The sequence below is a fragment of the Blautia faecis genome, from assembly GCF_027662325.1.
Classification (GTDB): Bacteria; Bacillota; Clostridia; order Lachnospirales; family Lachnospiraceae; genus Blautia_A; species Blautia_A faecis.
Genome location: NZ_JAQDKY010000029.1, coordinates 1 through 16,428 on the forward strand (window position 1 = coordinate 1; position 16,428 = coordinate 16,428).

The 16,428-nt window shown below is 43.1% G+C and carries 18 protein-coding genes and 1 pseudogene; 16 read left to right on the forward strand and 3 right to left on the reverse strand.

Annotation, left to right across the window (positions count from 1 at the left end):
- Positions 1-121 precede the first annotated feature (121 nt).
- The 9 genes from PGQ38_RS13100 to PGQ38_RS13140 all read left to right on the forward strand — a co-directional run bounded on the left by PGQ38_RS13100 (position 122) and on the right by PGQ38_RS13140 (position 11,137).
- Positions 122-1,654 carry an alkaline phosphatase gene (locus tag PGQ38_RS13100; protein ID WP_330602878.1) on the forward strand — a complete coding sequence of 511 codons (1,533 nt, stop codon included), beginning with the start codon at positions 122-124 and terminating at the stop codon, positions 1,652-1,654.
- Positions 1,655-2,776 carry a YibE/F family protein gene (locus tag PGQ38_RS13105; RefSeq protein ID WP_173773321.1) on the forward strand — a complete coding sequence of 374 codons (1,122 nt, stop codon included), beginning with the start codon at positions 1,655-1,657 and terminating at the stop codon, positions 2,774-2,776.
- Positions 2,777-3,030: 254 nt separating this feature from the next.
- Positions 3,031-3,645, forward strand: a complete 615-nt coding sequence (ruvA, locus tag PGQ38_RS13110; protein ID WP_118578051.1) for a Holliday junction branch migration protein RuvA — start codon at positions 3,031-3,033, stop codon at positions 3,643-3,645.
- Between the two features lie 88 nt (positions 3,646-3,733).
- The gene (gene ruvB, locus PGQ38_RS13115; protein WP_173715981.1) at positions 3,734-4,735 is read left to right on the forward strand and encodes a Holliday junction branch migration DNA helicase RuvB; all 1,002 of its coding nucleotides are present in this window, start codon (positions 3,734-3,736) and stop codon (positions 4,733-4,735) included.
- Between the two features lie 277 nt (positions 4,736-5,012).
- The gene (locus tag PGQ38_RS13120) at positions 5,013-5,420 is read left to right on the forward strand and encodes a cell division protein ZapA (RefSeq protein ID WP_021925518.1); all 408 of its coding nucleotides are present in this window, start codon (positions 5,013-5,015) and stop codon (positions 5,418-5,420) included.
- A gap of 172 nt (positions 5,421-5,592) precedes the next feature.
- Complete coding sequence (locus PGQ38_RS13125) at positions 5,593-7,800, forward strand: U32 family peptidase (protein ID WP_270432064.1); 2,208 nt, start codon at positions 5,593-5,595, stop codon at positions 7,798-7,800.
- Positions 7,801-7,806: 6 nt separating this feature from the next.
- Positions 7,807-9,180 (forward strand): FtsW/RodA/SpoVE family cell cycle protein, encoded by a 1,374-nt coding sequence (locus PGQ38_RS13130; RefSeq protein WP_118578052.1) that lies wholly within the window; start codon positions 7,807-7,809, stop codon positions 9,178-9,180.
- Positions 9,104-10,585: a peptidoglycan D,D-transpeptidase FtsI family protein gene (locus tag PGQ38_RS13135; RefSeq protein WP_173715982.1), complete on the forward strand. Its 1,482-nt coding sequence runs from the start codon at positions 9,104-9,106 to the stop codon at positions 10,583-10,585. Before PGQ38_RS13130 ends, PGQ38_RS13135 begins: the two co-directional genes overlap by 77 nt.
- 96 nt (positions 10,586-10,681) lie before the next feature.
- On the forward strand, positions 10,682-11,137 hold the full coding sequence (locus tag PGQ38_RS13140) for an NUDIX hydrolase (protein ID WP_021925514.1): 456 nt from the start codon (positions 10,682-10,684) through the stop codon (positions 11,135-11,137).
- A 46-nt stretch (positions 11,138-11,183) separates the two neighbouring features.
- Here the strand turns inward: PGQ38_RS13140 and PGQ38_RS20095 are convergent.
- Positions 11,184-11,294, reverse strand: a pseudogene (locus PGQ38_RS20095) (DUF6783 domain-containing protein); the annotation flags it as partial.
- Between PGQ38_RS20095 and PGQ38_RS20100 the strand changes: the two are divergent.
- From PGQ38_RS20100 to PGQ38_RS13160, 5 genes are all read left to right on the forward strand, one after another.
- Complete coding sequence (locus PGQ38_RS20100) at positions 11,253-11,372, forward strand: DUF6783 domain-containing protein (RefSeq protein WP_334304076.1); 120 nt, start codon at positions 11,253-11,255, stop codon at positions 11,370-11,372. The pseudogene PGQ38_RS20095 and the gene PGQ38_RS20100 sit on opposite strands and share 42 nt — an antisense overlap.
- Positions 11,373-11,513: 141 nt before the next feature.
- On the forward strand, positions 11,514-11,825 hold the full coding sequence (locus PGQ38_RS13145; RefSeq protein ID WP_148462001.1) for a hypothetical protein: 312 nt from the start codon (positions 11,514-11,516) through the stop codon (positions 11,823-11,825).
- 4 nt (positions 11,826-11,829) lie between these two features.
- On the forward strand, positions 11,830-12,996 hold the full coding sequence (locus PGQ38_RS13150; RefSeq protein WP_148462002.1) for a DUF2953 domain-containing protein: 1,167 nt from the start codon (positions 11,830-11,832) through the stop codon (positions 12,994-12,996).
- A 2-nt stretch (positions 12,997-12,998) separates the two neighbouring features.
- Positions 12,999-13,376: a GerW family sporulation protein gene (locus PGQ38_RS13155; protein WP_118578055.1), complete on the forward strand. Its 378-nt coding sequence runs from the start codon at positions 12,999-13,001 to the stop codon at positions 13,374-13,376.
- Between the two features lie 122 nt (positions 13,377-13,498).
- Positions 13,499-13,636, forward strand: a complete 138-nt coding sequence (locus tag PGQ38_RS13160) for a hypothetical protein (protein ID WP_173715983.1) — start codon at positions 13,499-13,501, stop codon at positions 13,634-13,636.
- 68 nt (positions 13,637-13,704) lie between these two features.
- Here PGQ38_RS13160 and PGQ38_RS20785 read toward each other — a convergent pair whose 3' ends face one another.
- Both PGQ38_RS20785 and rpmB read right to left on the reverse strand, forming a co-directional pair.
- Positions 13,705-13,806 (reverse strand): DUF6783 domain-containing protein, encoded by a 102-nt coding sequence (locus tag PGQ38_RS20785; protein ID WP_416385884.1) that lies wholly within the window; start codon positions 13,804-13,806, stop codon positions 13,705-13,707.
- Between the two features lie 64 nt (positions 13,807-13,870).
- Complete coding sequence (rpmB, locus tag PGQ38_RS13165; protein WP_118578056.1) at positions 13,871-14,056, reverse strand: 50S ribosomal protein L28; 186 nt, start codon at positions 14,054-14,056, stop codon at positions 13,871-13,873.
- 212 nt (positions 14,057-14,268) lie between these two features.
- Between rpmB and PGQ38_RS13170 the strand changes: the two genes are divergently transcribed.
- Together PGQ38_RS13170 and PGQ38_RS13175 are read left to right on the forward strand one after the other, a co-directional pair.
- The gene (locus PGQ38_RS13170; RefSeq protein ID WP_117851829.1) at positions 14,269-14,628 is read left to right on the forward strand and encodes an Asp23/Gls24 family envelope stress response protein; all 360 of its coding nucleotides are present in this window, start codon (positions 14,269-14,271) and stop codon (positions 14,626-14,628) included.
- Positions 14,629-14,688: 60 nt separating this feature from the next.
- A complete protein-coding gene (locus tag PGQ38_RS13175) occupies positions 14,689-16,335 on the forward strand; it encodes a DAK2 domain-containing protein (protein WP_180006252.1) in 1,647 nt (548 codons plus the stop codon).
- The last annotated feature ends 93 nt before the right edge of the window (positions 16,336-16,428 follow it).

Genomic DNA, 16,428 nt, shown 5'->3' on the forward strand with positions numbered 1-16,428 from the left:
AAATTTCATCCGCCTACTCTACCGGAATTTAACAGGGGGAAAACAGCGGATTTTACAAATAATGTATAAAATCATACGTGTTCGAATTAATCGCTTTATGAAAAAGAAGGAGAAAATGTACATGAAAGCAAAAAAGATCAGCGCATTATTATTAGCAGCAGCAATGACCGCTTGTGCGGTTCCTGCACAGGGTGCAGCAGCAGATGAACCAAAAGTTCCGAAATATATTTTCTTGTTTATTGGTGATGGAATGAGTTATCCTCAGGTTCAGACAACAAACTATTATCTGAATGCAATTGAAGATGATGGAGATGATATTCTTACAAGTGAAAGCAAGCTGAATATGATGAAATTTCCGGTAGCAGGCTCTGCGCAGACCTATGACAGCACTTCATTCTGTCCTGATTCCGCTTCTACAGCTACTTCCATTTCCACAGGTCATAAGACTTATAGTGGAACCATCAATATGGATGAGAAGATGGAAACTTCTTATGAGACAATTGCTGAAAAATTAAAAAAACAGCTTGGCTATAAGGTTGGAATTCTTTCTTCCGTAAACTTAAATCATGCAACACCGGCTGCATTTTATGCTCATCAGGCTTCCCGAAATAACTATTATGAAATTGGTCAGGAACTGATTGCAAGTAATTTTGATTATTTTGCAGGTGGTGGTCTTAAGAAAACAACTGGTTCAGAGGGAGACCAGACAGATTTATATGAGCTTGCTCAGGAAGCTGGATATAAAGTGATTAAGACAAAAGCAGAGGCAGAAAATCTTACTGCAGAAGATGGAAAAGCAATTGTAATTGATGAGACACTTGCTGATGACGATGCGATGAGCTATGATATGGATCTGGAAGATGGCGAATGGGGTCTTTCTGACTATGTGAAAAAAGGTATTGAAGTTCTGGATAATGATACTGGATTTTTCATGATGGTTGAGGGAGGAAAAATTGACTGGGCCTGTCATGCAAATGATGCAGCTGCAACTATTACAGATACTGTTGCAATGGATGAGGCAGTGGGAAAAGCTGTTGATTTTTATAACGAGCATCCAGACGAAACTTTGATTTTGGTAACAGGTGATCACGAGACAGGTGGTCTTACCATAGGATTTGCAGGCACCGACTATGATACATTTCTTGCAAATATCAGTAATCAGAAAATCTCTTACGCAAAATTTGATTCTGATTATGTAGCGGCATATAAAGAAAACAAAACTGATTTTGATACAGTAATGGCTGATATCACAGAACTCTTTGGTCTGCAGGCACCTACTGGTACAACAGAGTCCTCAAATCAGGCTGACAGCAAGGATGTGCACCCAGAAGGCGAAGAAGATAAGGGAAGTCTTGTAATGACAGATTATGAGTATCAGAAGCTTCAGAATGCTTATGAGGAAACAATGAGCAGAACAGGAGAAGAGGAAGAGTTTGGTCAGGAAGAATATCTGATGTATGGAAGCTATGAACCACTTACTGTAACAATTACTCATATTCTGAACAACAAGTCTGGCATTAATTTTGCATCTTATGCACATACAGGACTTCCGGTGGAAGTATTTGCCATGGGAGCCGGACAGGAGCAGTTTGAAGGCTATTATGACAATACCGATATTTTCAATAAAGTGGCTGCAATTACAGGAGTAAAATAAATGGTAAGAGACAGACTTAAAAAAAGTTCTGTTTCTATAATAGCAATATTGTTAATCCTCATCCTCATAGTTCTTCCAACGGGCTATGAGGATGCTGCTATTTATAAGGGAACAGACAGAGTAAGAGCAAAGGTGATTTCCACAGATGAAAGCTCTGTGATTAATAATGGCTTGATTCAGTCAGGCGAGCAGTATTGTAAGGTGAAAATACTTGATGGAAAGTTTAAAAATGAGACTGCAGATGCAGTAAATATGCTGAGTGGCTCTTTGGAAGCGGACAAAATATTTCAGAAAGGAGATGTTGCCCATGTAGTAATCAGTTATAGCAAAGATAAGATTCTTTCAATTATGATGAGTGACCATTATCGTCTGGATAAAGAAGCTATTCTGGCTGGATTATTTGTTTTGCTTTTAATCGGGTTTGCAGGAAAAACAGGTTTAAGAGCAGTATATTCGTTTCTCATTACAATTTTGGCAATCTGGAAAATTTTGACACCAGCTTATTTAAAAGGTGCGAATCCAATATGGTGGGGAATTGCGTTGACTGCCTTTCTTACTCTTCTTATTATATTTTTGGTGTACGGATTTGACAGAAAAACACTGGCTGCATCTTCAGGTGCTTTGCTGGGGGTGTTTGTGACTTGTGTTATGGGGTGTATTTTTACAGACGCTTTTAAAATTCACGGAGCAGTTATGGCATATTCGGAAAGTCTTTTGTACGCTGGTTATCAGAATCTGAATCTTTCTCAGATTTATATGAGCGGTATTTTTATCGGAGCATCAGGTGCTATGATGGATCTGTCCGTTGATATTACTTCGGCAGTAAATGAAGTAATTTGTAAAAAGCCGAATATTGGATGGAAAGAAGCAGCCAGATCAGGAATGAATGTTGGCAGAGCAGCAATGGGAACTATGACTACCACATTGCTTCTTGCTTATTCTGGCGGTTATATTGCTCTTTTGATGACGTTTATGGCGCAGGGAACACCAATTGATAATATTATGAATTACAAGTATGTTGCAGCTGAATTACTGGATACTGTAGTTGGAAGCTTCGGGCTTGTGACAGTTGCCCCTTTTACAGCCCTGACAAGTGCCTGGCTTCTTACAAAGAAAAAATAATACTACACTTTTACTATTATTTTCTGAAAATTAAAGTGCTATACTCCTTTCGGACAAGGAAATAAGGGCCCGCAAGTTTCCTTCCTGCAACTGAAAGGAGTATTTTATTATTATGAAAAGAAAATATATCGCTTGCCGGCGCGTCCTTTTTGAAAAAATCGAATGAATGTTTGCTTTTTTCGGTGGAATATGGTATGATGACAAAGAATTTCGAATATAACTCTTTACAATAGATAAAACAGGAGGTCCTCCCCATGATCTCATTCATCCGAGGAACAGTAGCAGACCTTACCGAGAATTCTGCAATCATAGAATCAAATTGCATCGGATTTGAAATAAATATGACCGGAAACGCTCTGGCACAGCTGCACATTGGACAGGAAGTGAAGCTTCATACTTATTTTCAGGTAAGAGAAGATGCAATGGTTCTCTATGGATTTTTCAATAAAGATGATTTACAGGTGTTTAAACTTCTTCTTGGTGTAAACGGAGTTGGACCGAAAGCTGCTCTGGGAGTTCTGGCAGGAATCACTGCAGATGAGCTTCGCTTTGCTGTTCTTTCCGATGATGTGAAAACTTTGTCAAAAGCCCCTGGAATCGGTAAAAAAACAGCCCAGAAGCTGATCCTGGAGCTGAAGGATAAGCTCAGTCTGGAAGAAGCCTTTGAGCAGAAGCTTGCCAATGAACAGGCTCAGGCTACTACAGCTGCAGCTGGAGCAGGAATGACAGATGCCAGACAGGAAGCAGTAGAAGCACTGGTGGCACTTGGCTACAGCAGTACAGATGCCCTCCGCGCAGTGCGCAAGGTGACAGATGTGGAGCCGACGGATGTAGAAGGAATCCTGAAAGCTGCATTGAAGAATTTTTAGATTCCATAAATTTTTTCGCAAAGGGTGCTATCGTGAATGAAATGCATCCCGGTATATAAATGCAAACACTAATTTCAAGAGGTAAAAAATGGACAATCGTATCATAACCACTGATGTTATGGAAGAGGATTTTTCTCTGGAAGGGAATCTTCGCCCACAGACCCTGGACGAGTATATTGGCCAGGAAAAAACCAAAAATACCTTAAAAGTATATATTGAAGCTGCCAAACAGCGTCACGATTCCCTGGACCATGTCCTTTTCTATGGCCCTCCGGGACTTGGAAAAACTACCCTTTCCGGTATTATTGCCAATGAAATGGGTGTGCATATGAAAGTGACTTCCGGCCCTGCAATTGAGAAGCCTGGAGAAATGGCGGCGATTCTGAATAATCTTCAGGAAGGGGATATTCTTTTTGTAGACGAGATCCATCGCCTGAACAGACAGGTGGAAGAGGTGCTTTATCCTGCCATGGAGGATTTCGCCATCGATATTATGATCGGGAAGGGCGCTTCCGCCAGGTCGATCCGACTGGATTTGCCGAAATTTACCCTTGTAGGTGCTACCACCAGAGCCGGGCTTCTTTCTGCGCCGCTCCGCGACCGTTTTGGTGTGATTCATCATCTGGAATTTTACAGTAAGAAGGAACTAACCACAATCATCATGCGCTCTGCCCAGGTACTTGGAGTAGAAATTGACGTGAAAGGTGCCGGAGAGATCGCCATGCGCTCCCGGGGAACGCCCCGTCTTGCAAACCGTCTGTTAAAGCGTGTTCGTGATTTTGCCCAGGTGAAATATGATGGAAGGATCACTTACGATGTTGCATGCTTTGCTTTGAACCTTCTGGAGGTAGATCAATATGGTCTGGACAAACTGGACCGCCAGATCCTGACTACTCTTATTGTAAATTTCAAAGGCGGCCCTGTTGGACTTGACACTTTGGCAGCAGCCATCGGTGAAGATTCCGGTACTTTAGAAGATGTGTATGAGCCGTACCTTCTGAAAAATGGCTTTCTGAACCGCACCCCGAGAGGGCGGATGGCCTCCGCACTTGCTTACGAACACCTTGGTTTTCCTGTTCCGGAAATATAAAAGATAAACTTTTGTAAAAAATCCTATACTTTTCAACATTTTTCGATTATAATAGGAGTGCTTACATAAATTGTAATACGAAAAGATAATAAACAGACTGGTTTTTCCGGGCATATTGTGTTGCTGGTCACAGAGTGAACAGTAACAATATGAAGTTGCTGTTTTCTGCTAATATTCCGCGATACGGTTACTGTCTATAGAAGAAAAGCAGCGGATTATTTGTGGGTAACAGTGTAAGGAGAAGCTGGTAGTATAAAGATACAGGAGGCTTGAACGAATGGCGGTCAAGAATACAGCACAGGTGATCATCGGGGGTAAGATCATTACCCTTGGAGGATATGAATCAGAGGAATATTTCCAGCAGGTTGCATCATATATGAATAAGAAGATAGGAGAGCTGGAGACTGTGCCAGGATACGGCAGACAGCCTATGGAGACCAAGCATATGCTTCTCAGCCTGAACATTACCGACGATTATTTCAAGGCGAAGAAGCAGGTGGAGACTTATGAACTTGATCTGCAGCAGAAGGATCAGGAGATGTATGATCTGAAGCATGAGCTTATTTCTCTTCGTATGCAGATTGAAGAGGCACAGAAGAATGAACAGGAAGCCCTTGACGAGAAGAATCTCCTGGAGGGTAAAGTAAAAGAACTGGAAAAAGAACTGGATGAAATGCTGAAATAATAGCAGGAGGGATTGCTTAGGTGATTCCTCTTTTCCTTTATCAAAGTGTGTAAAAAACGTTTTCGCAATTTGCAGATTTAGGCCTGCTATACATAAAGGAAAAAGCTGTGAATTGTGGAGGCTGTTTTCATTGAAGAAACCTTAAATTCTCATAAAAATTGGAGGACAAACTTTGAATCCTAATAACATAGAATTGCTGGCTCCTGCCGGTTCCTACGAAGGCTTTGAAGCTGCACTTGGAGCAGGTGCGGACGCTGTGTACGTAGGCGGTGCAATGTTCGGAGCCAGAGCATATGCCCAGAATTTTAACGAAGAAGAGCTTCTTCGCGCCATTGATGTGGCGCATATTCATGGTAAGAAGCTGTATCTTACGGTCAATACCCTGTTAAAAAATAGAGAATTAAAAGAAGAACTGGTTTCCTATCTGGAACCATACTACAATGCAGGCCTGGATGCAGTGATCGTCCAGGATATGGGAGTATTTTCCCTTTTGAAAAAAGAATTTCCGAAACTTCACCTTCATGCCAGCACGCAGATGACTGTAACTGGTCCGGAAGGAATGAAATTCCTGGCAGATCAGGGGGCGACCCGGGTGGTAGCTGCAAGAGAACTTTCCCTTCAGGAACTTTCCCGTATGCATGAAGCCTGCCCAATTGAGATAGAGGCTTTTGTCCATGGAGCACTTTGCTACAGCTATTCAGGACAATGTCTGATGAGCAGTCTTTTGGGAGGCAGAAGCGGAAACAGAGGTCGTTGTGCCCAGCCTTGCCGTCTGCCATACCAGGTGAAGAATTTCAGGGCAAAAGAGTATGGAAAAGGAGAATTCTGCCCGTTAAGCCTGAAAGATATCTGTACCATTGAAATTTTACCTGAAATTATAGAAGCGGGAGTTACCTCTCTGAAAATAGAGGGCAGAATGAAGCAGCCGGCTTACACTGCTGGCGTTACCGGTATGTATCGGAAATATCTGGATTTTCTTTTTGAAAAAGGACCTGCGAATTATCACGTGACAGAAAAAGATAAAAAATATCTTCTGGATCTGTTTAATAGAGGCGGTTCCTGTACAGGCTACTATCAGATGGGAAATGGTCCTCAGATGATGGCATTTACAAATGAGAAAAAAACGGGGGAAGTTTTTCTGGAAACGAAGCAGCTGAAAGAGAAAATTACAGGCGAACTTCACCTTGTCCCCGGTTCTCCGGTTCTTCTTCATGTTTCCTGTCAGGGGGAAGATGCATATGAATGTGTTGGAGAAGTACAATACGCAAAGAGCCAGCCGGTAACGGAAGAGCGGGTGCGTCAGCAGATGGACAAGCTGGGAAACACCTCATTTATATGGGAAAAACTGGAAATTTATATGGAAGATTCCGTTTTTGTTCCCATGAAGATTTTAAATGAAGCGCGGCATCAGGCATTAGAGGATCTGAAGGAGAAGCTTTTACAAAAATACAGGCGAAACGTGGGAGACGAGCGGGTTAAGAGAATTGCGGAGGAGACGCCGGCAAAAATCAGTGCGATTGCGGCCTGTGATAATGTTCCCCGCAAAAAAGAGGAATACATTCCGGTTTACGTGTCCTGTGAAAGCGAGGAGGCTTCTGAAGTCCTCTGCCAAAAAGACGGAATCCAGGGTATTTATCTTCCTTACGCATTAATAGAGAAACATTTGCAGACAGGTCTTGACAATGGAAAAGAAATGTATCTTTCTCTTCCTCACATAACAAGAGAAAATCCACCGGAAGGCTATATGGAGCAGGTGAAAAAGTGGCTGGAAGCAGGGCTGAGCGGATTTCTTGTGCGGAATCTGGAGTCCTACAGTGCACTGGCACAGATGGGACTGGCAGACAAGTGTGTGCTGGATCACTCCCTGTATACCTGGAATGATGAAGCCATCCGTTTCTGGAAAGATCAGGGAATCCTTCGAAATACAGTTCCCCTGGAGCTGAATGAGAAGGAACTTCGCCACAGAGAAAATGCAGGCAGCGAGATGATTGTCTACGGCCGTCTGCCTCTTATGCACAGCGCCCAGTGTGTACGAAAGAATACTTCCGGCTGCAATGGACAGGAGGAGAGGCTTGTTCTGAAAGACCGTTATGACAAGGAATTTCCTGTAGTCTGTTATTGTCGTCCATGGAAAATGGGAAATACAAAGGCGGCAGAGTCGTGTTATAATATCATTTATAACAGTCTGCCATACGGTCTTTTGAAGGAAGCTGACAGGGTGAAAGAGCTTGGTGTTTTATCTGTAAGACTGGCTTTTACCATAGAAAGCAGGGAAGAAACAGAACGGATCGTGGAAGACTTTGTGGCTGCATATCATGGCAGCCAGGTATCTCACGAATATGAGTTTACAAAAGGTCATTTTAAAAGAGGAGCCGAGTAAAGGCGTATGATTAATATTGTTGTTGAATTATCCAAATATGTGATCCTGACACTGATGATCGTGTACACAGTTTTGTGCTACTACCTTGTTGTGGGGAAACACGCTTCAGACAGGAAAGGACTTTTAAGAAGTCAGATCACTTTAACCTTTTTTCTGGATTTTACCGCATTTGTTGTGATTTTTCTGAAAACCTTTGATTTTAAGGTTGTCATCTTTTATGCAGAAATGATGATATATTTTGCTGCGATCCTTATTTTATACCGCAGAATTTATAAAAATGCGTCTATGCTGCTTTTAAATAATATGTGCATGCTTTTAAGCGTTGGATTTATAATGCTGTGCAGGCTGGATATTGCCTCTGCCAATAAGCAGCTTTTGATCGTTGCGTGCGGAAGTGCAGTGGCGCTGGTGATCCCGGTTATGATCCGCAAGATGAAATTTCTCAAGGATCTTACCTGGGTGTATGCAGGGCTTGGGATTGTTCTTCTTGGAGCAGTTCTTGTTCTGGCACAGACAAGCTACGGCGCCAAGCTTTCTCTGATGGGAATCCAGCCTTCCGAGGTGATCAAGCTCACCTTTGTGTTCTTTATGGCATCCCTTCTGGCAAGAGAGGTAACTTTTAAGAAAGTTGTGCTGGCTACTGTTGTGGCAGGTCTCCATGTGGGAATCCTGGTGCTTTCAAGAGATCTTGGAAGCGCTGTAATCTTTTTTGCAGCTTATCTGGTGCTGATCTATGTATCAACCAGGAAGCCGGCATACCTTTGCATTGGAATTGCAGGCGGTACAGCAGGCGCTGTAGTGGCATATCACCTGTTTGGTCATGTAAGGCAGCGTGTCAGTGCGTGGAAAGATCCTATGGCAGTTTATCAGAATGAAGGATACCAGATTGTACAGTCCCTGTTTGCCATTGGTACAGGCGGATGGTTTGGAATGGGACTTTGCCAGGGCTCTCCGGAGAAAATTCCGGTTGTAAAAAACGACTTTATTTTCAGTGCGATCTGCGAGGAGCTTGGCGGGATTTTTGCCATCTGCCTGATCTTTGTGTGTATGAGCTTTTTCCTTACTATCGTGGAGATTGCCCTGCAGATCAAGAATCCATTTTATAAACTGATCGCCATTGGTCTTGGTGCGGAATATGCGTTTCAGGTGTTCCTTACCATTGGAGGTGCTACCAAATTCATACCTATGACAGGTGTGACTCTTCCTCTGGTCAGCTATGGAGGAAGTTCCATTATGTGTATGATTTTGATGATCGCTATTATCCAGGGCTTGTATATTTATAGAGAGGACGAGGACGAAGAAATTGAGAGACATCGACGAGAGGCAGCAAAGAGAGCGAGACAGAGAGCTGTTGAGGCAGCGGAAGAAAGAGATTACTAAAAAGCGCAAAGCCAGAAATAAAGAATATACCTTTGTTTCCATCTTCTTTGGGATTATTTTTATCAGTATGATCGGGTATCTGATTTATTTCGATGGCTTTAAAAGCGATGATTTTATTAACAGCCCTTACAATACCAGACAGGATTCCTTTTCCGACCGTGTAGTACGAGGTAAGATCCTGTCTTCTGACGGACAGATTTTGGCGCAGACCAATGTAAGTGAGGATGGAACTGAGACACGTAATTATCCATATTCCAATATGTTCTCCCATGTTGTGGGTTATGATACCAATGGAAAAAGCGGTCTGGAATCAGAGGCGAACTTTACCCTTCTGACTTCCCATTCCTTTTTTCTGACGCAGATGAAGAATCAGTTCCTTAATGAGAAAAATACAGGAGATACGGTTGTATCTACCCTGAATGCCAATCTTCAGAGCATTGCATACAATGCATTGGGTGACAGAAGAGGGGCTGTTGTGGTAATGGAACCATCTACCGGAAAAAGGCTTGTAGAAGTGAGCAAGCCTGATTTTGATCCCAATACCATTGGGGATAATTGGGACTATCTGGTAAACGACGAGAATGACAGCAGTCTTCTGAACAGAGCCACAAATGGTGCATATCCGCCAGGTTCCACCTTCAAGGTTGTGACTGCACTTGACTATTTCCGCAAAAAAGGAACTTTTGAGGGATACAATTATCTCTGTGAGGGAAGTATCACCTTGCAGGATCACACGATCCACTGTTATCACAATACAGTTCACGGGCAGGAGAATTTCTATTCTGCATTTGCAAATTCCTGTAACTGTGCATTTGCAGATATTGGAGTTGGTCTTGGGGGTGCGTCTCTTCGCGAGACTGCGGAGAATCTTCTGTTTAACAAGAGTCTGCCTCTGAACTCCTACAGAACCAGCAGCTTTTCCCTTGATGCAGATTCCGTAACGCCTCTGATCATGCAGACTGCCATTGGACAAGGCAATACTCTTGTGTCTCCTATGCATATGGCATTGATCACCTGTGCCATTGCAAATGACGGTGTTCTGATGAAACCTTATCTTATTGACGAGGTGGTAAATGACAATGGCGATTCAGTAAAAAAGACAGAACCGGTAGCTTATAAACGGCTGATGAGTTCCAATGAGGCCAATCTTCTTGGCAAATTAATGAAACAGGTGGTTGATTCCGGTACAGCTTCCGCACTTTCCGGCAGAAGCTATACAGTAGCAGGTAAGACTGGTTCCGCAGAGTTTGACGAGGAAGGACACAGCCATTCCTGGTTTATCGGCTATTCCAATGTGGATGATCCGGATCTGGTGGTTGCCGTGATCGTGGAGAATGGCGGTTCCGGCAGTGAGGCAGCAGTTCCGATTGCGGGACAGATTTTTGATGCTTATCACGCCAGCTAACAGCAATCTATATGATATTCCCTGTTGCCAGTTTTCTGAAAAAGAGGTATACTATATACAGTTTAGAAAACACACGCATTACAGGAGGATTGCAGCATGATAGAAGCAACGAGCTGTGGCGGTGTGGTAATTCATCGAGGTAAGATTCTTGCACTATATAAATCTTACAAAAACCGTTACGAAGGCTGGGTTTTACCGAAAGGAACCGTAGAGCCAGGAGAGACTCATGAGCAGACCGCATTGCGGGAAGTGAAGGAGGAAGCTGATGTCAGAGCTTCCATTGTGAAGTATGTAGGCAAGAGCCAGTACAATTTCACAGTGCCGGAAGACATGGTCAATAAAGAGGTACACTGGTATCTTATGACGGCGGATAATTATCATAGCAAGCCTCAAAGAGAGGAATTTTTCGTGGACTCCGGGTATTACAAGTTTCACGAGATTTACCATCTGCTTCGTTTTGCAAACGAGAAGCAGATCGTTGAGAAGGCGTACCAGGAATATCTGGAACTGCGAAGTGCCGGATTATGGGACAGGCAGCAGAAATATTTCTGATTCATGGGGAGAATAAAGGCTGCGTAGCTGATTTACGCAGCCTTTATTATATGATAATGTTGCTAGAGCCTGTTTGAAAAAGCATTCCCGCAATCTGCACGCCCCACTTTGCGGTATATTTTGCCCGAATTCGGTAGCCGTAGCCTGCTACGGCGCCCTCCTCCGGACAAAATCTCCCACAAATTGTGACGCACATCTTGCCGAAAGCCTTTTTCAAACACGCTCTAGCATCTGACAGGTTCGTTCTGTGAACGAGGTTCACAAGAAATGCTTTGCGGAATAGTTGCAAAATGTTTAAAATTTCCAGAGAAGGGAATCATTAATATAACAAAAGGTGTATGTCAAGCAGTAATAACAAAGGAGAGTTGTGCCGAATATGCTGAAATGGCGAGAAGACTATTATGTGGGAGAAGGAATCAAAGACGCGGCAAAAGCACGGAGGAGGATTGACGCAGGCAGGGTGGCTTTTGGTGTTTATCTGGTCACATTGTCTGAGAATCCGGGAAATCTTCTTGAAATTGTACCGTCCTACATGCTGATCCAGAAGAGCTATTATGCCAGATGTCCTGAGATTGTTGGTATGGCGAAGGGAAAAGACGAAGCCATTGATCTGGCAGTAGATATTGTGAAGAATATTTACGGGGAGACAGGTGCATTTCAGGTAAAAGAATATTTTAAGAACAGGTGAGCGCATGTTACATATACTGTGGATCCTCATAAAGTTTATATTGATCATACTGGGAATCCTGCTGGGACTTGCGCTTCTGGCAGTGCTTCTTCTGTTGTTCTGCCCGGTACGCTACCAGGCGAGGGCTGTGAAGGAGACCGGCAGCTTCAAGGAGACAGAACTGGAAGCCAGAATTACCTGGCTGTTCCACGTCATAGGCGTCAGGTTTTGCTTTCATAATGGAGAAGGAAAGCTGGTGGTCCTGTTTTTTGGAGTTTCATTAGAAACTATAAAAGGCTGGCTTAAGAAGCTAAAAGGCGGCAGAAGAAAGAACTCCGTCAGCCAAACCTCCAGGAGTAAGGCAAAGAAGAGGAAAAAGAAATCTGCGCAAACGAAGGGAATATCTCAGGAGAACAGAACAAAAAAGCCAGATGTAAAAGAAGCTTCTGGTGAAGAGTCGAATGTGAGTAATGCTGTTGCTGAAGAGAAAACTAAGCAGATGGCAGAGTCTCGCATAGAAACTGAGAAGAAAGCATCTCAGCCTGAAGCACATGCAGCAGAGAATTTTCAAGATCATGCGCCAAAAACTGAGGCGGTGCTGTTGGAAAATAATACAGCAGAACCGCAGACAGGGAAGCCATCAGCAGAGAAGCAGGAAGAAAATATCAAATCTGCTTCAAAGTCCGGCTTAATTACGCGTATTTGGGAAATACTAAGCAAAATAATCCGATTCCCGGGTAATCTGTGGAATAAGGTTATTTCAATAATTAAAGGTATAATTGAGAAAATTAAAAATATAAAGAAAACAATTTCAGGAATCACAGATAAGCTTGGCTGGTGGAAAGAATTTCTTACCAATGAACGGACCAAGGCTGCAATTTCTCTTATATGGAAAGATGCAAAAGGTCTGCTCCATCATGTACTTCCAACGAAATTGGAAGGTGATGTTACTTTTGGATGCGATGATCCGGCCATTACCGGGACAGTTCTGGCAGTGCTTGGTATGACCTTTCCATTTCACAAGAACAGGATTCATGTGAATCCGCTTTTTGATGGAGAGAACCAGCTGACTGGAAATGTATTTCTGAAAGGTCGTATTTATGGCATTGTGCTTATCAAGGCAGCAATAGAGATTTACTTCAATAAAAATATAAAATACGTTATCAACCGATGGAAGCATAAGGAGGACTAGAAATGGAAAACGAAAACAACTTTAAAGAAACCGTAAGCTCCCTGTTTAAGGGAATGGATGGATTTGTATCTGCGAAGACAGTGGTAGGAGATGCGATCCATGTAGGAGACACCATTATACTTCCCCTGGTGGATGTATCCTTTGGTGTAGGCGCTGGTGCATTTGCAGGTGATAAAAAGAACAATGGCGGCGGAGGTCTCGCCGGAAAGATGACCCCATGCGCAGTTCTGGTAATCCAGAATGGTACCACCAAGCTTGTAAACGTAAAGAACCAGGATGGTCTTACTAAAGTTCTGGATATGGTTCCTGACTTTGTAAACCGCTTCGCACCTGGCGGAGATAACAGCGCGGATGAAACTGTAGATTCTGAAGAGAACTAGATCGTGTCTGATCGAGTAACTGATTATAAAAGCTGCAGGCGGTTATTTTAGAAGTTAATGTGTTCAGATGTGGCATTTCAGCATAAAATATACTAAACCAAAGAGGCAAGGCTGTATGAATTATGGGAAAAGCTCTTGGTTTTATGCTGTTTTTCATCGGACTTGGAATGGTGATCGGCTTGCTTGTCTCCGAGACCACCGCACTTCTGATTGCAGCAGCTTTGTGTATGCTGTGTGGCTATCATTTATTTTGTAAATAAAATGGGTATGAAAAGATTATCAGCGAATCCTTTCATACCCATTTACATTTTATGTAACTATCCATTTATTAAAATAATATCTGTCTGGGAGAAGCTGCTCTGGAGTTTGTTGAAAAAAGGCTTTCTGCAAAATGTGCGCCACACTTTGCGGGAATGATTTTCAAACACACTTAGAAAATGCTTATTCGGGAAACAAAAAAATAGCCCCCACAAAACTGTGAGGGCAGGTGTTTCTTAGGCTCTTTCAACGTTTCCGGATCTTAAGCAGGAAGTACATACGTACATTTTCTTAGCTCCGCCTTCAGTTTTAACCTTAACGGATTTCACGTTTGATTTCCACATCTTATTGGATCTTCTATGGGAATGACTCACATTATTTCCGAAATGAGCACCTTTTTCACAAATTGCGCATTTAGCCATGATAGCACCTCCTTGACGCTTTTTTTCAACAGTTCATATTCTAACAGATGGAAAAACATTTTGCAAGCAAAAAAAGGAAAATTTTAAAACAATTTAAAATAAATTTGCTATTTGCGTGGATGCGTGCTAAAATTGGACATTGTGTTATGAATGAAAAAAGGGTATAATATGGTATATACATTTTGAAAATCAAATTAATGGAGGTAAACCATATGAAGGGACGTATAGATTCCGGCCTTGGCCAGATCATTATTGATACGGATGTAATCGCGACTTATGCAGGAAGCGTTGCAGTAGAATGTTTTGGTATTATCGGTATGGCCGCTGTCAGCATGAAGGACGGCCTTGTAAAGCTGCTCAGGAGAGATTCCTTACAGCATGGTATAAATGTTAAGATCACAGAAGATAATAAGATTCGCCTTGATTTTCATGTAATCGTGGCGTACGGTGTGAATATCAGCACTATTGCAGATAATCTTGTAAACAATGTGAAATATAAAGTCGAGGCTTTTACAGGAATGGAGATTGAGAAGATCAACATTTACGTAGAAGGTGTTCGTGCAATAGATTAGGATTAGAGGAGGAAACTTGTGGTGGATAGACAGACCATAGATGCCAAGATACTTTCCAGAATGTTTCTGGCAGGAGCCAAGAACCTGGAAGCGAAGAAAGAATGGATCAACGAGCTGAATGTATTCCCGGTTCCGGATGGAGATACCGGTACGAATATGACAATGACTATTATGTCAGCTGCATCAGAGGTAAGCAGTCTTACAGATCCTGATATGGAGACACTCGCCAAGGCTATTTCGTCCGGTTCCCTGCGTGGAGCCAGAGGTAACTCAGGCGTTATTCTTTCCCAGCTTCTCAGAGGCTTTACCAAGGGAACCAAGGGACATAAAGAAATGGATGCAGTTGTGATCGCAGCTGCTATGGAGAAGGCTGTAGAGACTGCATACAAAGCGGTTATGAAGCCGAAGGAAGGTACCATTCTTACAGTAGCACGTGAGGCCGCAGTAAAGGCTGCTGAGATTGCAGAGGAATCTGCGAATCTGGAGCTTTTCTTCCGTGCCATTTTCGAGCATGCTGAGAAGACACTTGCCCGCACACCGGAAATGCTTCCTGTCCTGAAAGAAGCAGGTGTAGTAGACTCAGGCGGACAGGGACTTCTAGAAGTTTTCCGTGGTGCATTTGATGGTTATCTTGGAAAAGAAATCGACTATTCTGCATTTGAGAAAGTATCTTCCGGTCCGGCAGTGACCAGGATCTCCCAGCAGGCAGAAGCGGATATCAAATTTGGATATTGCACGGAGTTCATCATTCTTTTGAACAAGCCTCTTCCAGATGAGGAGCTTCACAGCTTCAAGGAGTTCCTTACATCAATTGGTGATTCCATTGTACTGGTAGCAGATGATGAAATCGTGAAAGTACATGTACACACCAATCATCCTGGCCAGGCATTCGAGAAAGCGCTTACCTACGGTGCACTTTCCCGCATGAAGATTGATAACATGCGTGAGGAACACCAGGAGAAGCTGATCAAGGATGCCGAGAAGCTTGCACGGGAGCAGGAAGAACAGGAGAAGAAGGAAGCTGCTGCGAAAGCCGCCAAAGAGCATAAGAAATACGGATTTATCAGTGTTTCCGTCGGAGAAGGGCTCTCCACCCTGTTTAAAGAGCTGAATGTAGATTATATCATCGAGGGCGGTCAGACCATGAACCCAAGTACAGAGGACATGCTCAATGCCATCGCTGAAGTAAATGCAGATACTATTTATATTTTCCCGAATAATAAGAATATTGTTCTTGCTGCAAACCAGGCGAGAGACCTTACCGAGGACAAAGAAATCGTGGTAGTTCCTACCAAGACGATTCCGCAGGGAATCACAGCTCTGATCAGCTTCCAGCCGGAAATGAACGGAGAAGAGAATCTGGAAGCCATGATGGAGGCTGTATCCATGGTGAAGACCGGACAGGTAACATACGCAGTCCGCGACACCAGACTGGATGAGAAAGAAATCCACGAGGGCGATATTATGGGAATCGGTGATCACGGAATTCTTGCAGTAGGCAAGGGACGTGAGAATGTTGCCAAAGAGATGGTGGCAGCTATGGTAGACGAGGATTCTGAGGTGATCAGCATTTACTACGGTGCTGAGACCACAGAAGAGGATGCCGAGAGCCTTGCCGCAGAGCTGGAGGAAGCATATCCGGACTGCGAAGTAGAGGTAAATATGGGCGGACAGCCGATTTATTATTACATTATTTCTGTTGAGTAATGAATGTTACTGTTCACTGATAACGTTCCGCGAGGTGTTTTTTGTGAACAAAGTTCACAGAAAACCCGAGAATTAAGTTTGCGCAGCAAACGC

Coding starts and splice junctions, on each gene's coding strand:
- rpmB (WP_118578056.1), bottom strand. CDS start 14,056: ATGGCTAAATGCGCAATTTGTGAAAAAGGTGCTCATTTCGGAAATAAT.
- PGQ38_RS13145 (WP_148462001.1), top strand. CDS start 11,514: ATGCTGAAATGGCGAGAAGACTATTATGTGGGAGAAGGAATCAAAGAC.
- PGQ38_RS13150 (WP_148462002.1), top strand. CDS start 11,830: ATGTTACATATACTGTGGATCCTCATAAAGTTTATATTGATCATACTG.
- PGQ38_RS13155 (WP_118578055.1), top strand. CDS start 12,999: ATGGAAAACGAAAACAACTTTAAAGAAACCGTAAGCTCCCTGTTTAAG.
- PGQ38_RS13175 (WP_180006252.1), top strand. CDS start 14,689: ATGTTTCTGGCAGGAGCCAAGAACCTGGAAGCGAAGAAAGAATGGATC.
- PGQ38_RS13170 (WP_117851829.1), top strand. CDS start 14,269: ATGAAGGGACGTATAGATTCCGGCCTTGGCCAGATCATTATTGATACG.
- PGQ38_RS13160 (WP_173715983.1), top strand. CDS start 13,499: ATGGGAAAAGCTCTTGGTTTTATGCTGTTTTTCATCGGACTTGGAATG.
- PGQ38_RS13105 (WP_173773321.1), top strand. CDS start 1,655: ATGGTAAGAGACAGACTTAAAAAAAGTTCTGTTTCTATAATAGCAATA.
- PGQ38_RS13120 (WP_021925518.1), top strand. CDS start 5,013: ATGGCGGTCAAGAATACAGCACAGGTGATCATCGGGGGTAAGATCATT.
- PGQ38_RS13130 (WP_118578052.1), top strand. CDS start 7,807: ATGATTAATATTGTTGTTGAATTATCCAAATATGTGATCCTGACACTG.
- ruvB (WP_173715981.1), top strand. CDS start 3,734: ATGGACAATCGTATCATAACCACTGATGTTATGGAAGAGGATTTTTCT.
- ruvA (WP_118578051.1), top strand. CDS start 3,031: ATGATCTCATTCATCCGAGGAACAGTAGCAGACCTTACCGAGAATTCT.
- PGQ38_RS13100 (WP_330602878.1), top strand. CDS start 122: ATGAAAGCAAAAAAGATCAGCGCATTATTATTAGCAGCAGCAATGACC.
- PGQ38_RS13140 (WP_021925514.1), top strand. CDS start 10,682: ATGATAGAAGCAACGAGCTGTGGCGGTGTGGTAATTCATCGAGGTAAG.